Annotated in this window: 13 protein-coding genes; all 13 read left to right on the top strand. The window is 70.4% G+C overall.

All coding sequences use genetic code 11. The features are described from left to right. Positions 1 to 196 precede the first annotated feature (196 nt). The 13 genes from pyrR (at position 197) to metK (ending at position 15,257) form a co-directional block, all read left to right on the top strand. Positions 197 to 784 carry a bifunctional pyr operon transcriptional regulator/uracil phosphoribosyltransferase PyrR gene (gene pyrR / locus ACSHT8_RS10660; RefSeq protein ID WP_436500156.1) on the top strand — a complete coding sequence of 196 codons (588 nt, stop codon included), beginning with the start codon at positions 197 to 199 and terminating at the stop codon, positions 782 to 784. Further along, positions 781 to 1,719 (top strand): aspartate carbamoyltransferase catalytic subunit, encoded by a 939-nt coding sequence (locus ACSHT8_RS10655; protein WP_436500154.1) that lies wholly within the window; start codon positions 781 to 783, stop codon positions 1,717 to 1,719. Before pyrR ends, ACSHT8_RS10655 begins: the two co-directional genes overlap by 4 nt. Then, positions 1,716 to 2,996: a dihydroorotase gene (locus ACSHT8_RS10650; RefSeq protein WP_436500152.1), complete on the top strand. Its 1,281-nt coding sequence runs from the start codon at positions 1,716 to 1,718 to the stop codon at positions 2,994 to 2,996. Before ACSHT8_RS10655 ends, ACSHT8_RS10650 begins: the two co-directional genes overlap by 4 nt. Further along, complete coding sequence (locus ACSHT8_RS10645) at positions 2,993 to 3,523, top strand: transporter (protein WP_436500150.1); 531 nt, start codon at positions 2,993 to 2,995, stop codon at positions 3,521 to 3,523. Before ACSHT8_RS10650 ends, ACSHT8_RS10645 begins: the two co-directional genes overlap by 4 nt. Continuing rightward, positions 3,516 to 4,649 (top strand): glutamine-hydrolyzing carbamoyl-phosphate synthase small subunit, encoded by a 1,134-nt coding sequence (carA, locus tag ACSHT8_RS10640; protein WP_436500148.1) that lies wholly within the window; start codon positions 3,516 to 3,518, stop codon positions 4,647 to 4,649. Before ACSHT8_RS10645 ends, carA begins: the two co-directional genes overlap by 8 nt. After that, positions 4,642 to 7,971 (top strand): carbamoyl-phosphate synthase large subunit, encoded by a 3,330-nt coding sequence (gene carB / locus ACSHT8_RS10635; RefSeq protein WP_436500146.1) that lies wholly within the window; start codon positions 4,642 to 4,644, stop codon positions 7,969 to 7,971. Before carA ends, carB begins: the two co-directional genes overlap by 8 nt. Continuing rightward, positions 7,968 to 8,792 carry an orotidine-5'-phosphate decarboxylase gene (gene pyrF / locus ACSHT8_RS10630; protein ID WP_436500144.1) on the top strand — a complete coding sequence of 275 codons (825 nt, stop codon included), beginning with the start codon at positions 7,968 to 7,970 and terminating at the stop codon, positions 8,790 to 8,792. Before carB ends, pyrF begins: the two co-directional genes overlap by 4 nt. A gap of 429 nt (positions 8,793 to 9,221) precedes the next feature. Beyond that, positions 9,222 to 11,153, top strand: coding sequence for a hypothetical protein (locus tag ACSHT8_RS10625; protein ID WP_436500143.1), 1,932 nt, complete (start codon positions 9,222 to 9,224; stop codon positions 11,151 to 11,153). Positions 11,154 to 11,536: 383 nt separating this feature from the next. After that, positions 11,537 to 11,854 (top strand): integration host factor, actinobacterial type, encoded by a 318-nt coding sequence (gene mihF / locus ACSHT8_RS10620; protein ID WP_018686179.1) that lies wholly within the window; start codon positions 11,537 to 11,539, stop codon positions 11,852 to 11,854. After that, the gene (gene gmk, locus ACSHT8_RS10615) at positions 11,851 to 12,456 is read left to right on the top strand and encodes a guanylate kinase (protein ID WP_436500140.1); all 606 of its coding nucleotides are present in this window, start codon (positions 11,851 to 11,853) and stop codon (positions 12,454 to 12,456) included. The genes mihF and gmk overlap by 4 nt, the downstream gene beginning before the upstream one ends. 17 nt (positions 12,457 to 12,473) lie before the next feature. Beyond that, positions 12,474 to 12,761: a DNA-directed RNA polymerase subunit omega gene (gene rpoZ / locus ACSHT8_RS10610; RefSeq protein ID WP_436500138.1), complete on the top strand. Its 288-nt coding sequence runs from the start codon at positions 12,474 to 12,476 to the stop codon at positions 12,759 to 12,761. After that, on the top strand, positions 12,758 to 14,014 hold the full coding sequence (gene coaBC, locus ACSHT8_RS10605) for a bifunctional phosphopantothenoylcysteine decarboxylase/phosphopantothenate--cysteine ligase CoaBC (protein WP_436500137.1): 1,257 nt from the start codon (positions 12,758 to 12,760) through the stop codon (positions 14,012 to 14,014). The genes rpoZ and coaBC overlap by 4 nt, the downstream gene beginning before the upstream one ends. 61 nt (positions 14,015 to 14,075) lie before the next feature. Further along, positions 14,076 to 15,257 carry a methionine adenosyltransferase gene (metK, locus tag ACSHT8_RS10600; protein ID WP_436502037.1) on the top strand — a complete coding sequence of 394 codons (1,182 nt, stop codon included), beginning with the start codon at positions 14,076 to 14,078 and terminating at the stop codon, positions 15,255 to 15,257. The last annotated feature ends 52 nt before the right edge of the window (positions 15,258 to 15,309 follow it).

Here is a 15,309-nt window from a genome sequence, read left to right as displayed (position 1 = left end):
AAATCAACACGCTGAGTAATGGTTACCCAGAGTTGTCACCAGGTCAAGCTGATCCGACTAGGACACTTGTGTCGGGTGCGCGACACCACCCGCGCGGACGGTCCGAACGGCCTGATACGGTCGCTATGAGCCCAGGTGAGCTGGGTTGATCGACATCCTTTAAGACCCGTCCCGTGAGGCGGGGAAGGAGTCCACTGTGGCGTCGCGAGACCGCGGCGTGACAGACCCGACCGGGCAGCGCGAGCTGCTTTCGGCCGGCGACGTCGCGCGCACCATCGCCCGAATGGCCCATCAGGTCATCGAGAAGACCGCGCTCGGCGGTTCCGGGGCGAGCCCGGTCGTCCTGCTCGGCATCCCCACCCGCGGCGGCCCGCTGGCCGCGCGCCTCGCCGCGAAGATCGAAGACTTCGCGGGCGTCCGAGTGCCGTTCGGCACACTCGACGTGACGCTCTACCGCGACGACCTCCGCCGCAAGCCGACCCGGCCACTGGGCGCCACCGCGCTGCCCGCCGGCGGGATCGACGACGCGCTGGTCATCCTGGTCGACGACGTGCTGTTCTCCGGCCGCACCATCCGCGCCGCCCTCGACGCGCTGCGCGACACCGGGCGTCCCCGCGCGGTGCAGCTGGCGGTCCTCGTCGACCGCGGCCACCGCGAACTGCCCATCCGCGCCGACTACGTGGGCAAGAACGTGCCCACAGCGCGCTCCGAGGAGGTCAACGTCCTGCTCTCCGAGACCGACGGCCGCGACGCGGTCCTGCTCAGCCGGGAGGACTCCCCGTGAGGCACCTGCTGAGCACCGACGGGATCGACCCGGCCACCGCGCTGGCGATCCTGGACACCGCGGACGGCCTGAAGAAGACCCTGCTGGGCCGCGAGGTCCGCAAGCTGCCGACGCTGCGTGGCCGCACGGTCATCACGCTGTTCTACGAGAACTCCACCCGCACCCGCGTGTCCTTCGAGATCGCGGGCAAGTGGATGAGCGCCGACGTGGTCAACGTCTCCTCGTCCGGGTCCTCCACCAGCAAGGGTGAGTCCCTGCGCGACACGGCGCTGACGCTGGCCGCCGCGGGCGCCGACTGCGTGATCGTGCGCCACCCGGCCTCCGGCGCGGCCCACCGCCTCGCGGGCTGGCTGTCCGAGGCGGGCACCTCGGTGGTCAACGCGGGCGACGGCACCCACGAGCACCCCACGCAGGCGCTGCTCGACGCGGCGACCCTGCGCGACCGGCTCGGCTCGGTCGACGGCAGGCGGATCGGCATCGTCGGTGACGTGCTGCACAGCCGCGTCGCCCGCTCCAATGTGCACTTGCTCACCGCGCTGGGCGCGCAGGTGGTGCTGGTCGCACCGCCCACGCTGCTGCCGACCGGGGTCGCCGACTGGGTGCCGGGCCTGGAGGTCTCCCACGACCTCGACGCCGAGTTGCCCACGCTCGACGCGGTGATGATGCTTCGGGTGCAGGCCGAACGGATGCACGGCGGCTTCTTCCCGTCAGCCAAGGAGTACTCGATCACCTACGGGCTGAGCGAGGCGCGGGCGCGGATGCTGCCGGAGCACGCGGTCGTCCTGCACCCCGGCCCGATGCTGCGCGGGATGGAGATCGCCCCCGCGGTCGCCGACTCGCCGCGCGCGGCCATCACAGACCAGGTCGCCAACGGGGTGCACGTCCGCATGGCCGTGCTGTACCACCTGCTGGCCGGAGAGGAAGACGGTTCATGAGTCTGGTCATCCGGGGCGTGAAGCCCTACGGAGAGGATCCCGTCGATCTGCTGATCGAGGACGGGGTCATCACCGAGATAGGTGACGGGCTCAAGGGCGACGAGGTCATCGAGGCCGAGGGTCTCGTGGCGCTGCCCGGGTTCGTCGACCTGCACACCCACCTGCGTGAGCCGGGCCGCGAGGACACCGAGACCATCGAGACCGGGTCCCGCGCTGCGGCCCTGGGCGGCTACACGGCCGTGTTCGCCATGGCCAACACCGACCCGGTCGCCGACAACGCGGTCATCGTCGAGCACGTGTGGCGCCGCGGCCGCGAGATCGGCCTGGTCGACGTGCACCCGGTCGGCGCGGTCACGGTGGGACTCAAGGGCGAGAAGCTCGCCGAACTCGGCACCATGGCCAAGTCCCAGGCGAACGTCCGGATCTTCTCCGACGACGGCCTGTGCGTCGCCGACCCGCTGATCATGCGCCGCGCGCTGGAGTACACGAAGTCGCTGGGCGCGGTCATCGCGCAGCACGCCGAGGAGCCGCGGCTGACCGTCGGCGCGCAGGCGCACGAGGGCGAGACCGCCGCGCGGCTCGGGCTGACCGGCTGGCCCGCGGTCGCCGAGGAGTCGATCGTCGCGCGCGACTGCCTGCTGGCCTTCCATGTCGGCGCCCGCCTGCACGTCTGCCACGTGTCCACCGCGGGCACCGCCGACGTGCTGCGCTGGGCCAAGAGCCGGGGTACCCAGGTCTCCGCCGAGGTCACCCCGCACCACCTGCTGCTCGACGACGAGCGTCTGACCAGCTACGACCCGGTCAACAAGGTCAACCCGCCGCTGCGCACCAAGACCGACGCCGCCGCGCTGCGGGCCGCGCTGGCCGACGGCACAGTCGACGTGGTGGCCACCGACCACGCCCCGCACGCCCACCAGGACAAGGACTGCGAGTGGTCGGCGGCCCGCCCGGGCATGCTCGGCCTGCAGACCGCCCTGCCGATCGTGGTCGCCACCATGGTCGAGCCCGGCCTGCTCGACTGGCGCGGTGTCGCCCGCGTGATGAGCGAGCGCCCGGCCGAGATCGCGGGCCTGCCCGACCAGGGCCGCCCGATCGCGGTCGGCGAGCCCGCGACGCTGACCCTGGTCGACCCGAAGGGCCGCTGGACGGTCCGCGGCGCCGAGCTGGCCAGCATCGCGGCCAACACGCCGTACGAGGGCATGGAGCTGCCGGGCACGGTCGTGGCGACGCTGCTGCGCGGCGAGGTCACCGCCCGGGACGGGAAGGCGACCCGATGACGCGCCTGCAACTCTCGCTGATCGTGCTGGCGGTGTTCCTGCTGCTGGCGGGCCTGATGTGGCTGGGCTACCGCAACCGCGCCCGCCGCCAGGCCAAGGTCCTCCCCGCCTTCCCCGCCGTGCCGGACGGTCTGCTCGACCGGCTCGGCGAGGGCGAACTGCTGCCCCCGCTGACCGGCGTCTACGCGAGCACGGTCACCGACAAGGGCTGGCAGGACCGGGTCGCCGTCGGCGACATCGGCTTCCGCGCCGACGCCACCCTGCACCTGCTCCCGACCGGCCTGCTGTTCGACCGGCTCGGCGCGAGTCCACTGTGGATCCCGGCGGAGTCGGTGGTCGACGCGCGCACCGAGGCCGGGATCGCGGGCAAGGTGATGGGCGGCGACGGCGTGCTGGTCGTGCGCTGGAAGATCGACGGCCACCAGTTCGACACCGGCTTCCGAGCCGACGACAAGAGCGAGTACGAGAACTGGGCGCGGGCAGTCCGCGCCCTGCCTGAGACCCCGGAGGTTCCGCACGGTGAGTAGGAGCACGCGGACGGCCGCCGCGCTGGTGTTGGAGGATGGCCGGGTCTACCGCGGCGAGGCCTTCGGCGCCACCGGCACCACCTTCGGCGAGGTCGTCTTCTGCACGGCGATGAGCGGCTACCAGGAGACCCTCACCGACCCGTCGTACCACCGCCAGATCGTGGTGGCCACCGCCCCGCAGATCGGCAACACCGGCTGGAACGACGAGGACGACGAGTCCGGCCGCATCTGGGTGTCGGGTTACGTCGTGCGCGACCCCGCGCGCGTCCCGTCGAACTGGCGGTCCACCCGCAGCCTCGACGACGCGCTGGTCGAGCAGAACGTGGTCGGCATCAGCGGCGTCGACACCCGCGCGCTGACCAGGCACATCCGCGAGCAGGGCGCCATGCGCGCCGGAGTCTTCTCCGGCGACGACCTGGCCGATGTGGACACGATGGTCGGCAAGGTCCGGCAGAGCCAGCAGATGCTCGGCGCCGACCTCGCGGGCGATGTCACCACGCCCGAGGCGTACGTGGTCAAGGCAGACGGCGACCGCCGCTTCCGGGTCGCCGCGATCGACCTCGGCATCAAGTCCAACACTCCGCGGATGATGGCCGCGCGCGGCATCGAGACCCACGTGCTGCCCGCGACGGCCACTCTGGACGACATCCTCGCCATCGAGGCCGACGGCGTGTTCCTGTCCAACGGCCCGGGCGACCCGGCCACCCAGGACAACGCGGTCGCGCTGACGAAGTCGGTGCTGGAGCGGCGGATCCCGCTGTTCGGCATCTGCTTCGGCAACCAGATCCTCGGCCGCGCGCTGGGCCGGGGCACCTACAAGCTGCGCTACGGCCACCGCGGCATCAACATCCCGGTGATCGACGTGGCCACCGGCCGGGTCGCGATCACCGCGCAGAACCACGGCTTCGCCCTGGAAGGCGAGCCGGGGGAGCGCTTCGACACTCCCTTCGGCGCCGCCCAGGTCAGCCACTACTGCCCCAACGACGGCTGCGTCGAGGGCGTGCGCGCTTTGGACGTGCCCGCGTTCTCCGTGCAGTACCACCCAGAAGCGGCGGCGGGCCCACACGACGCCGCCGACCTGTTCGACCAGTTCGTGACTCTGATGGAGGGCGGATCGAATGCCTAAGCGCGATGACATCAAGCACGTGCTGGTGATCGGGTCCGGCCCGATCGTCATCGGCCAGGCGTGCGAGTTCGACTACTCGGGCACCCAGGCGTGCCGCGTGCTGCGCGAGGAGGGCCTGCGCGTCAGCCTGGTCAACTCCAACCCGGCCACGATCATGACCGACCCGGAGTTCGCCGACGCCACCTACGTCGAGCCGATCACCGCCGAGTTCGTCGAGAAGGTCATCGCCGCCGAGCGCGACGCCGGCCACCCGGTCGACTCGATCCTGGCGACCCTCGGCGGGCAGACCGCGCTCAACACCGCGGTCGCCCTGCACGAGCGCGGCGTGCTGGAGAAGTACAACGTCGAGCTGATCGGCGCCGACATCGACGCCATCCAGCGCGGCGAGGACCGGCAGAAGTTCAAGGACATCGTCGCCGAGATCGGCGCCGAGACCCCGCGCAGCCGGGTGTGCCACTCGATGGCCGAGGTCCGCGAGACGGTGTCCGAGCTGGGCCTGCCGGTCGTCATCCGGCCGTCGTTCACCATGGGCGGCCTGGGTTCCGGCATGGCGCACACGCACGAGGAGCTGGAGCGGCTGGCCTCCACCGGTCTCACCGAGAGCCCGGTCACCGAGGTGCTCATCGAGGAGAGCGTGCTCGGCTGGAAGGAGTACGAGCTGGAGCTGATGCGCGACAAGAAGGACAACGTCGTCGTCATCTGCTCGATCGAGAACATCGACCCGATGGGCGTGCACACCGGAGACTCGGTGACCGTCGCCCCGGCGATGACCCTGACCGACCGCGAGTTCCAGCACATGCGCGACGTGGGCATCGACGTGCTGCGCGCGGTCGGCGTGGACACCGGCGGCTGCAACATCCAGTTCGCCATCCACCCGGGCAACGGCCGCATGGTCGTCATCGAGATGAACCCGCGCGTGTCGCGCTCCAGCGCGCTCGCCTCGAAGGCCACCGGCTTCCCGATCGCCAAGATCGCCGCGAAGCTCGCCATCGGCTACACGCTCGACGAGATCACCAACGACATCACCGGTGAGACCCCGGCCTCCTTCGAGCCGACGCTGGACTACGTGGTCGTCAAGGTGCCGCGCTTCGCCTTCGAGAAGTTCCCCGGCGCCGACCCGACGCTGACCACGACGATGAAGAGCGTCGGCGAGGCCATGTCGATCGGCCGCAACTTCGTCGAGGCGCTGGGCAAGGCGCTGCGGTCGATGGAGACCAAGGACGCGGGCTTCTGGACCCGGCCCGACCCCGACACCATCACCCAGGACTCCGCACTCGACGCCCTGCGGACCCCACACGACGGCAGGCTCTACACCGTCGAGCGCGCGCTGCGCCTCGGCGCCAGCGTCGACGCGGTGCACCAGGCCAGCGGTATCGACCCGTGGTTCATCGACCAGATCGCCTCCCTGGTGGAGCTGCGCGACGAGGTCATGCACGCGCCCGTGCTCGACGAGCTGCTGCTGCGGCGGGTCAAGCGGGCGGGCTTCTCCGACCGCCAGGTCGCCGCGCTGCGCCCCGAACTGGCCGGTGAGGACGGCGTGCGCTCGCTGCGCCACCGCCTCGGCGTGCGACCGGTCTACAAGACCGTCGACACCTGCGCGGCCGAGTTCGCCGCCAAGACGCCGTACCACTACTCGGCCTACGAGCTCGACCCCGCGGCCGAGAACGAGGTCACCTCGCAGCACGACAGGCCGAAGGTGCTGATCCTGGGCTCCGGCCCGAACCGCATCGGCCAGGGCATCGAGTTCGACTACTCCTGCGTGCACGCGGCGATGGCGCTGCGCGCGGCCGGGTACGAGACCGTCATGGTCAACTGCAACCCGGAGACGGTGTCGACCGACTACGACACCTCCGACCGCCTCTACTTCGAGCCGCTGACGTTCGAGGACGTGCTGGAGGTCGTGCACTCCGAGCAGTCCTCCGGCACGGTCGCGGGCGTGATCGTGCAGCTCGGCGGCCAGACCCCGCTGGGCCTGGCGCAGCGGCTGGCCGACGCGGGTGTGCCGATCGTGGGCACCCAGCCCGGCGCGATCCACCTGGCCGAGGACCGCGGCGCGTTCGGTGACGTGCTCACCTCCGCCGGGCTCCCCGCGCCGAAGTACGGCACGGCCACGTCGTTCGCGGGCGCCAAGCGCATCGCCGACGAGATCGGCTACCCCGTGCTGGTCCGCCCGTCGTACGTGCTGGGCGGGCGCGGCATGGAGATCGTCTACGACGAGGAGACCCTGGCGGGCTACATCAAGCGCGCCACCGAGGTCAGCCCCGAGCACCCGGTGCTGGTCGACCGGTTCCTCGACGACGCCATCGAGATCGACGTCGACGCGCTGTGCGACGGCGACGAGGTGTACCTCGGCGGCGTGATGGAGCACATCGAGGAGGCCGGGATCCACTCCGGCGACTCGTCGTGCGCCCTGCCGCCGATCACCCTCGGCCGCACCGACCTCGACGCCGTGCGCCGCTCCACCGAGGCCATCGCCAAGGGCGTCGGCGTGCGCGGGCTGCTCAACGTGCAGTACGCGCTGAAGGACGACGTGCTCTACGTCCTGGAGGCCAACCCGCGCGCGAGCCGGACCGTGCCGTTCGTGTCCAAGGCGACGGCGGTGCCGCTGGCCAAGGCCGCCGCGCGGATCATGCTCGGCTCGACGATCGCCGAGCTGCGCGAAGAGGGCATGCTGCTGGCCGAGGGCGACGGCGCCGAGCTGCCCGCGGGTGCCCCGGTCGCGGTCAAGGAGGCGGTCCTGCCGTTCCACCGTTTCCGCACCAAGGAGGGCCACGGCGTCGACTCGCTGCTCGGCCCGGAGATGAAGTCGACCGGCGAGGTCATGGGCATCGACGCCTCGTTCGGCAAGGCGTTCGCCAAGTCGCAGACCGCGTCCTACGGCTCGCTGCCGACCGAGGGCAAGGTGTTCGTCTCGGTCGCCAACCGCGACAAGCGCGCGATGGTGTTCCCGGTGAAGCGGCTGGCCGACCTGGGCTTCGAGATCCTGGCGACCTCGGGCACGGCGGAAGTGCTGCGGCGCAACGGAATCCCGTGCACGGTCGTGCGCAAGCACTTCGAGGGCGATGACAACATCGTCGACCTGATCCGCGAGGGCGGTGTTGACATGGTGATCAACACCCCGTACGGCAACCACGGCCCGCGGGTCGACGGCTACGAGATCCGCACAGCCGCGGTGTCGCGCGACATCCCCTGCATCACCACGATCCAGGGCGCGGCGGCGGCCGTGCACGGCATAGAGGCGCTCATCCGCGACGACATAGGCGTGCGGTCGCTGCAGGACCTGCAGTCCGCGCTGCGGGCGGCCTCGGCGGTGCAGGCGTGACGGCCCCGTTCGGCGCCAGGCTGGTCGAGGCCACGGCCAAGCGCGGCAGGCTGTGCGTGGGCATCGACCCGCACCCCGGCCTGCTCGACGCGTGGGGCCTGCCCCAGGACGCGTCCGGGCTGGAGCGGTTCGCGCTGACGTGCGTGGAGGCGCTGGCCGGAGAGATCGCGGTGCTGAAGCCGCAGTCGGCGTTCTTCGAGGCCCACGGGTCGCGCGGGGTCGCTGTGCTGGAGCGGGTGATCGCCGAGTCCCGGTCGGCGGGCGCGCTCGTGCTCCTCGACGTCAAGCGCGGCGACATCGGCTCCACGATGGCCGCCTATGGCTCGGCGTACGTGGGCGACGGGCCGCTGGCCTCCGACGCGATCACCGTCTCGCCCTACCTCGGCTTCGGCTCGCTCACCCCGGCCATCGACGAGGCCAGGCGGACCGGGGCGGGTGTCTTCGTGCTCGCTCTGACGTCCAACAAGGAGGGCGCGTCGGTACAGCGCGCGGTCGGCGCGGACGGCCGCTCGGTCGCCCAGGCGGTCGTGGACGAGGCGGCGGCGCTGAACGTGGGCGCCGACCCGCTGGGCTCGATCGGACTGGTCATCGGGGCGACGGTGGGGGAGACGGGGCTGGACCTGTCGGCCCTCAACGGCCCCATCCTGGCCCCGGGTGTCGGCGCCCAGGGCGCGGGTGCCGCCGACATCGAGCGGGTCTTCGGCGGCCGGGCGAACGTCCTGCCCACGACGTCCCGGGATGTCCTGCGCCACGGCCCCGACGTGGCTGCGGTTCGGGCCGCCGCTCTGCGGGCGCGAGACGAGTTGTCTGTTAACGCTTAAACGGGAACGTTCCCAGAATTCAGCCCGGTCATTCGACGCTTTTGTCGAGTGACCGGGCTGTTTCGCGTTAATCGGACAACCGTTCGTTATAACGGACGCAAGATCCACACTTCTCGGCATTGACGTGGTAATCCGTCGGGTCTACGTTCCGAAACGTTCATCTTGATGAACGTTGGCCAAGGGTCCCTGCATAACTGCCCTGTGCGTATTCCCTGCGTCCGGGGGCGAAAGCCCCGGGAAGGCTTCACCATGTCCGTTAGAGCCCTGTCATTGAAACCTCTGAATCGTGCAGTCGTCGCATTAGGCGTCCTCGCCTTGTGTGCCACCATCAGTCCCGTCGCGGGTGCTGCCCCCGCGGCACCCGAAACGTGCGGTCCCGTCGCCTCCCGCGGCGAGGTCGCGCCGACGTGTGTCACCGCGTCGGTCTCCATGGACCGGCTTCCCGCGGTGGGCGAGTCGGCGACCGTGCGGATCTCGATCAGCTCCCAGGTCCGGGTCGACGGCGCCAAGCTGGCCGTCCGGCTTCCCCGGGGGCTTCGGCTGGACACGGGCGGCACCGCGCTGTCCGCCGCCCGCCAGGTCGGGCTCGACCAGGTCGCCGAGGAGTCGTTCGCCCTGTCCACCCGCGGCCGCACGGTCACCCTCCGGGTCACCGCGCTGACCGCGGGCGCCGCCCAGATCCAGGCCGACGTCACCGGCACCGAACGTGAGCACGCCGCGCACGCCTCGACCGAGTTCGTCGTCGGCGACCGACCGGGCACCTCGCGGGCGGGCATCGCGGGCACCGACAGCCAGGCGGAGTCGATCTCCGTCACGCCGACCGTCAGCGGGACGGCCGTGTCGCTGGGCAAGCCCGCGGCCGCCGCGGCGGGCCAGATCTGCGCGACCGGCCAGTTCACCTTCACCGACAAGAACGGCACCTGGCTCGCGGGCCGCAACATCCCGGTGACCGTCCTGGGCAAGGCGACGTCGAACGCGCAGAACCAGACCTACGCCACCGGCCTGACCGGTGCCGCCGACGGCCGCTACAACGTCTGCTTCACCTCGCCGGTCACCACGATGTACTCGGTGTCGGTGCGGTTCACCTCGGAGACGTCGGTCTGGAAGGTCACCAACAACCAGGGCGCCGCGCCCTACACCGTCACCACCGCGGCCAAGCTCAACGTCCCGTCGGGCACCAACCCGTCATTCGGCACCACGTCTCCGGCGAGCACCCACATGCGCGGCTGGCACGCCTTCGACACGCTGAATCTGCTCTGGGCGGCCCGCGCGTCCGGCACCAACTGCTGGACCGCGCGCGAGACGAGCAACTGCACGCTGATGATCATCCACTGGCAGCCGGGCAGCACCGACGGCACGTACTTCGACAACGGTGTGCCCTACGGCAGGCGCTACGTGGCGCTCATGGACGCCGACCCCGACTCCGAGCACCTCGTGCTGCACGAGGCGGGCCACGCCTTCATGGACCTGCTCTACGCGGGCTGGTGGCCTGCGTCGGACTGCCCGTCCCCGCACTACCTGCACCGGCGTTCCGGCCCGAGCTGCGCGTGGACCGAGGGCTTCGCCAACGCCATCACCGGCTACGTCAAGGGCGACGGGATGTTCTACTGGCCCAGCGGCGAGAGCATGGACCTGATGCAGACCAACTGGTTCAACCCGTCGCAGCCCGTGAGCCGGACCAACCCCGAGGACGGCGACACAGTCGAGGCCAGGGTGGCCGGGTCCATGATCGACCTGTGGCGCCAGGTCGACGGCGGCCCCGCCCGCACGTTCGACAACATGCGCCTCAACCGGTCCAGCTCGTTCCGCGAGTGGTTCAACGACGACCGCCCGCTGGCCGGTCTCGACGTCTCGGCCTCGACCAGGAACCTCGTCTACACCCACACGATCGACTACCGCACCGGCACGCCCGGGAGCAGTCTCACCAACGGCGGGTTCGAGAGCGGCACCGCCAACTGGACGATCACCGGCGGCGTCGTGGGCAACTGGACGAACTACCCGGCGCAGCAGGGTTCCTGGTATGCCTGGATGGGCGGCAACGGCGTCACGAACACCGACACCCTGTCCCAGCAGTTCACCGTCCCGTCCGGCACCTCGACCCTCAACTACTACCTGCGGATCGTGACCAGGGAGAACGGCCCGACGGTCTACGACACCCTGAAGGTGCAGATCGTCGACGGGTCGACCACGACGACACTGGCCACGTGGTCCAACGCCAACGCGGGCTCCTCGTACGTCAGCCGCACGGCCAACCTGAGCCAGTGGAGCGGGCGGACCGTCACCCTGAAGTTCGTCAGCGTCGAGGACGGTTCCCTGCAGACCGATTTCCTCCTCGACACCCTCGCCGTCACCGCCTCGTGACCTCGCGCGGGAGGTAGCGGCACGGCGCGGCGGACGCCCGCCCGGACACCCCGGGCGGCCGTCCGCCGCCCCCGTTCGGGACCCGAATCTGTTGTCGCAGGTAGCGGCCGGTGGTCTAACTAGGTGTACCGGCGACAACTCGGGGAGTGGCGGAAATGACACTTTCGCCTCCCGTGGGCGCCCGATCGCGGTGTGTGACGATCCATAGTGACCAAACCGGCGTACAGTTGTCGCAGGTCACAGCCTCGACGTCACCGATCGTTGATCAACTTCTGCCCGGCCGTCACCGTGCGCACAGGGTGCCCCCGCGTTGTCTTCGCAGGCCAGGGGTCGGTAACGTCGCGGCACCGATCCGGAGAACCAAATCCCCACGGAGGAAAATCGTGGCCCTTCCCCAGCTGACCGAGGAGCAGCGGGCCGCAGCGCTGGAGAAGGCGGCTGCCGCCCGTCGCGCCCGAGCCGAGCTCAAGGAGCGCCTGAAGCGAGGCGGTACCACCCTCAAGGACGTGCTGGCCCAGTCTGACAACGACGAGGTGCTGGGCAAGATGAAGGTCACCGCTCTGCTCGAGGCCCTTCCGGGCGTCGGCAAGGTGCGTGCCCAGCAGATCATCGAGCGTCTTGAGATCGCCCCGAGCCGCCGTCTGCGCGGTCTGGGCGACCGGCAGCGCAAGGCTCTGCTCGCCGAGTTCAGCGGCGAGTGACTGAGAGCGTCAACGGCCGTGGGCCGGGATCGGGCGTCGCTGCCCGGTCCCGGCTCACTGTCGTATCCGGGCCGTCCGGGGTCGGCAAGTCCAGCGTGGTCGGCGAACTGCGCAGGATCCACCCCGAGCTGTACTTCAGCGTCTCGGTCACGACCCGGCGTCCGCGCCCGGGCGAGGTCGACGGCGCGCACTACCACTTCGTCGACCTTGCCGAGTTCGACCGCATGGCCGACGCGGGCGAGCTGCTGGAGCACGCCGAGTTCGCGGGCAACCACTACGGCACCCCGCGCGCGCCGGTCGAGGCCGCGCTGGCCGCAGGCAAGCCCGCCGTGCTGGAGATCGAGCTGCAGGGCGCCCGGCAGGTCCGCAAGGCGATGCCGGAGGCCCAGCTGGTCATGCTGGTGCCGCCGTCCTGGGACGTGCTGGTGAGCAGGCTCACCGGGCGCGGCACTGAGGATGAGGCCGTGGTCGCCCGTAGGCTGGCCATCGCCGAGGACGAACTGGCCGCGGCCAAGGAGTTCGACGCGGTCGTAGTGAACGCCGATGTGCGGCAGGCTGCGAACGAGTTGCTAACCTTGGTACTCACGCCATCATCTGAGTGACCTGGAGCTGTTGCAGAGTGATCACCCCCACCGAGCTGGGCGCCCTGGGCGAGCCGACGACCCCCCTCGAAGGCATCACCAACCCCCCGATCGACGACCTGCTCGACAAGGTCAGCTCGAAGTACGCGCTGGTCATCTACGCGGCCAAGCGTGCCCGTCAGATCAACGACTACTACGCCCAGCTCGGCGAGGGCCTGCTCGAGTACGTCGGCCCGCTGGTGGAGCCCGGCCCGCGCGAGAAGCCGCTGTCCATCGCGCTGCGCGAGATCCACTCCGGTCTGCTTGAGCACACCGAGGGCGAGTGACCCCCCGGCCTCGAGTAGTCCTCGGGGTGGGTGGCGGGATCGCCGCCTACAAAGCCTGTGAGGTTCTGCGCAGGCTCACCGAGTCCGGACACGACGTGCGGGTCGTGCCCACCGAGGCCGCGCTGCGGTTCGTGGGCGCGGCGACATTCGAGGCCCTGTCCGGCCAGAAGGTGCACACGGGAGTCTTCTCCGACGTTCCCGAGGTGCCGCATGTGCGGCTCGGCCAGGAGGCCGACCTGGTGCTCGTCGTGCCGTCCACGGCCGACCTGCTCGCCAAAGCCGCCCATGGCCTGGCCGACGACCTGCTGACGAACACCCTGCTGACGGCGCGCTGCCCGGTGCTGATGGTCCCGGCCATGCACACCGAGATGTGGGAGCACGCCGCCACCCAGGCCAATGTGGCCACTCTGCGCGCGCGTGGCGTCGTGGTCAGCGAACCCGCCGCGGGTCGGCTGACCGGTGCCGACACCGGCAAGGGCAGGCTCGCCGACCCCGCCGAGATCGTCGACCTGGCCCGCCTGCTGCTCAGCAGGCCCGACGCGCTCCCGCGCGACCTGGAGGGCCTGCACGTGGTGGTCTCCGCGGGCGGCACCCGCGAGCCGCTCGACCCGGTCCGCTTCCTGGGCAACCGCTCCTCCGGCAAGCAGGGCTACGCGCTGGCCCGCACCGCCGTGCAGCGCGGCGCCAGGGTGACTTTGGTCTCCGCGCACACCTTGAACCTGCCCGAGCCCGCGGGCGCCGAGCTGGTCAAGGTGGGGACGGCCGAGGAACTGCGGCAGGCTGTGCACAAGGCCGCAGCCGACGCCGACGTGGTGGTCATGGCCGCCGCCGTCGCCGACTTCCGGCCCGCGCACCGCGCCGAGTTCAAAATCAAGAAGACCGCGGCAGAACCCGATCCGATCGTGCTGACCCGCAACGCCGACGTCCTGGCCGAGCTGGTGGACAACCGCCGCCGCGAGCCGGAGTCGACGCAGGTCATCGTAGGTTTCGCGGCCGAGACAGGCGATACTGGAGCCGACGTCCTCGACCACGCCAGGGCCAAGCTCGCCCGCAAGGGCTGCGACCTGCTCGTGGTCAACAGAGTGGGAGAAGGCAAGGCCTTCGAGACCGAGGACAATGAAGGTTGGTTGCTCAGCGCGGACGGCACCGAACGCCCGATCGAGTTCGGCGCCAAAGCGCAACTGGCGTCCGAAGTGTGGGACGCCGTGGCGGTGACCATCAGACGGTCGCGGCGCGACTCCGCGCCTGGATAAAGTGAAGGCGATTATGTCTTCGGATGAGGTGGGGTACGTGAGCGAAAAAGGCAGCCGCCGACTGTTCACTTCTGAGTCGGTCACCGAAGGCCACCCGGACAAGATCTGTGACGCGATCAGCGACTCGGTTCTGGACGCCCTGCTGGCCAAGGACCCGCGCTCCCGCGTGGCGGTCGAGACCCTCGTCACCACCGGTCAGGTGCATGTGGCGGGCGAGGTGACCACGGAGGCGTACGCCGACATCCCGAGCATCGTCCGTGAGGTCATCCTCAACATCGGCTATGACTCGTCGGCCAAGGGCTTCGACGGCAACTCCTGTGGCGTGAACATCGCCATCGGCTCGCAGTCGCCCGACATCGCCCAGGGTGTCGACACCGCGCACGAGACCCGCGTGGAGAACGCCTCCGACGAGATCGACCGCCAGGGCGCGGGCGACCAGGGGCTGATGTTCGGCTACGCCTGCACCGACACCCCGGAGTTGATGCCGCTGCCGATCGCGCTGGCGCACCGGCTGTCGAAGCGGCTGACCAAGGTCCGCAAGGACGGCGTCCTGCCGTACCTGCGTCCCGACGGCAAGACCCAGGTCACCATCGAGTACGACGGCGACCGCGCCGTCCGCCTCGACACCGTGGTCGTGTCGTCGCAGCACGCCGAGGGCGTCGACCTGGAGAAGCTGCTGGGCGTCGACGTGCGCGAGCAGGTCGTGCTGCCCGAACTGGCCGACCTGGACATCGACACCGAGAACGTCCGGCTGCTGGTGAACCCCACCGGCCGCTTCGTCATCGGCGGCCCCATGGGCGACGCGGGCCTCACCGGCCGCAAGATCATTGTCGACACCTACGGCGGCATGGCCCGCCACGGCGGCGGCGCCTTCTCGGGCAAGGACCCGTCGAAGGTGGACCGCTCGGCCGCGTACGCGATGCGCTGGGTCGCCAAGAACGCGGTCGCCGCCGGTCTGGCCTCCCGCATCGAGGTCCAGGTGGCGTACGCGATCGGCAAGGCCGCCCCGGTGGGTCTGTTCGTCGAGACCTTCGGCACCGAGAACGCCGACCCGCTGAAGATCCAGGAAGCCATCCGCGCGGTCTTCGACCTCCGCCCGGCCGCCATCATCCGCGACCTGGACCTGCTGCGTCCCATCTACGCCCCCACCGCGGCGTACGGCCACTTCGGCCGTCCCGAGCTGGACCTGCCGTGGGAGCGCACCGACCGCGCCGACGACCTGAAGCAGGCCGTCGGAGCCTGATTTGCTGTACCTAGTGCCCTGACGGTCTCGACCGTCAGGGCACTAGGCTTTT

Origin of the sequence: Actinokineospora sp. HUAS TT18, from assembly GCF_051364635.1 — a bacterium.
In the GTDB taxonomy this organism is placed as follows: Bacteria; Actinomycetota; Actinomycetes; order Mycobacteriales; family Pseudonocardiaceae; genus Actinokineospora.
Note: the sequence above shows the minus strand (reverse complement) of the source record. Positions and strands in the feature narration are given on the sequence as shown.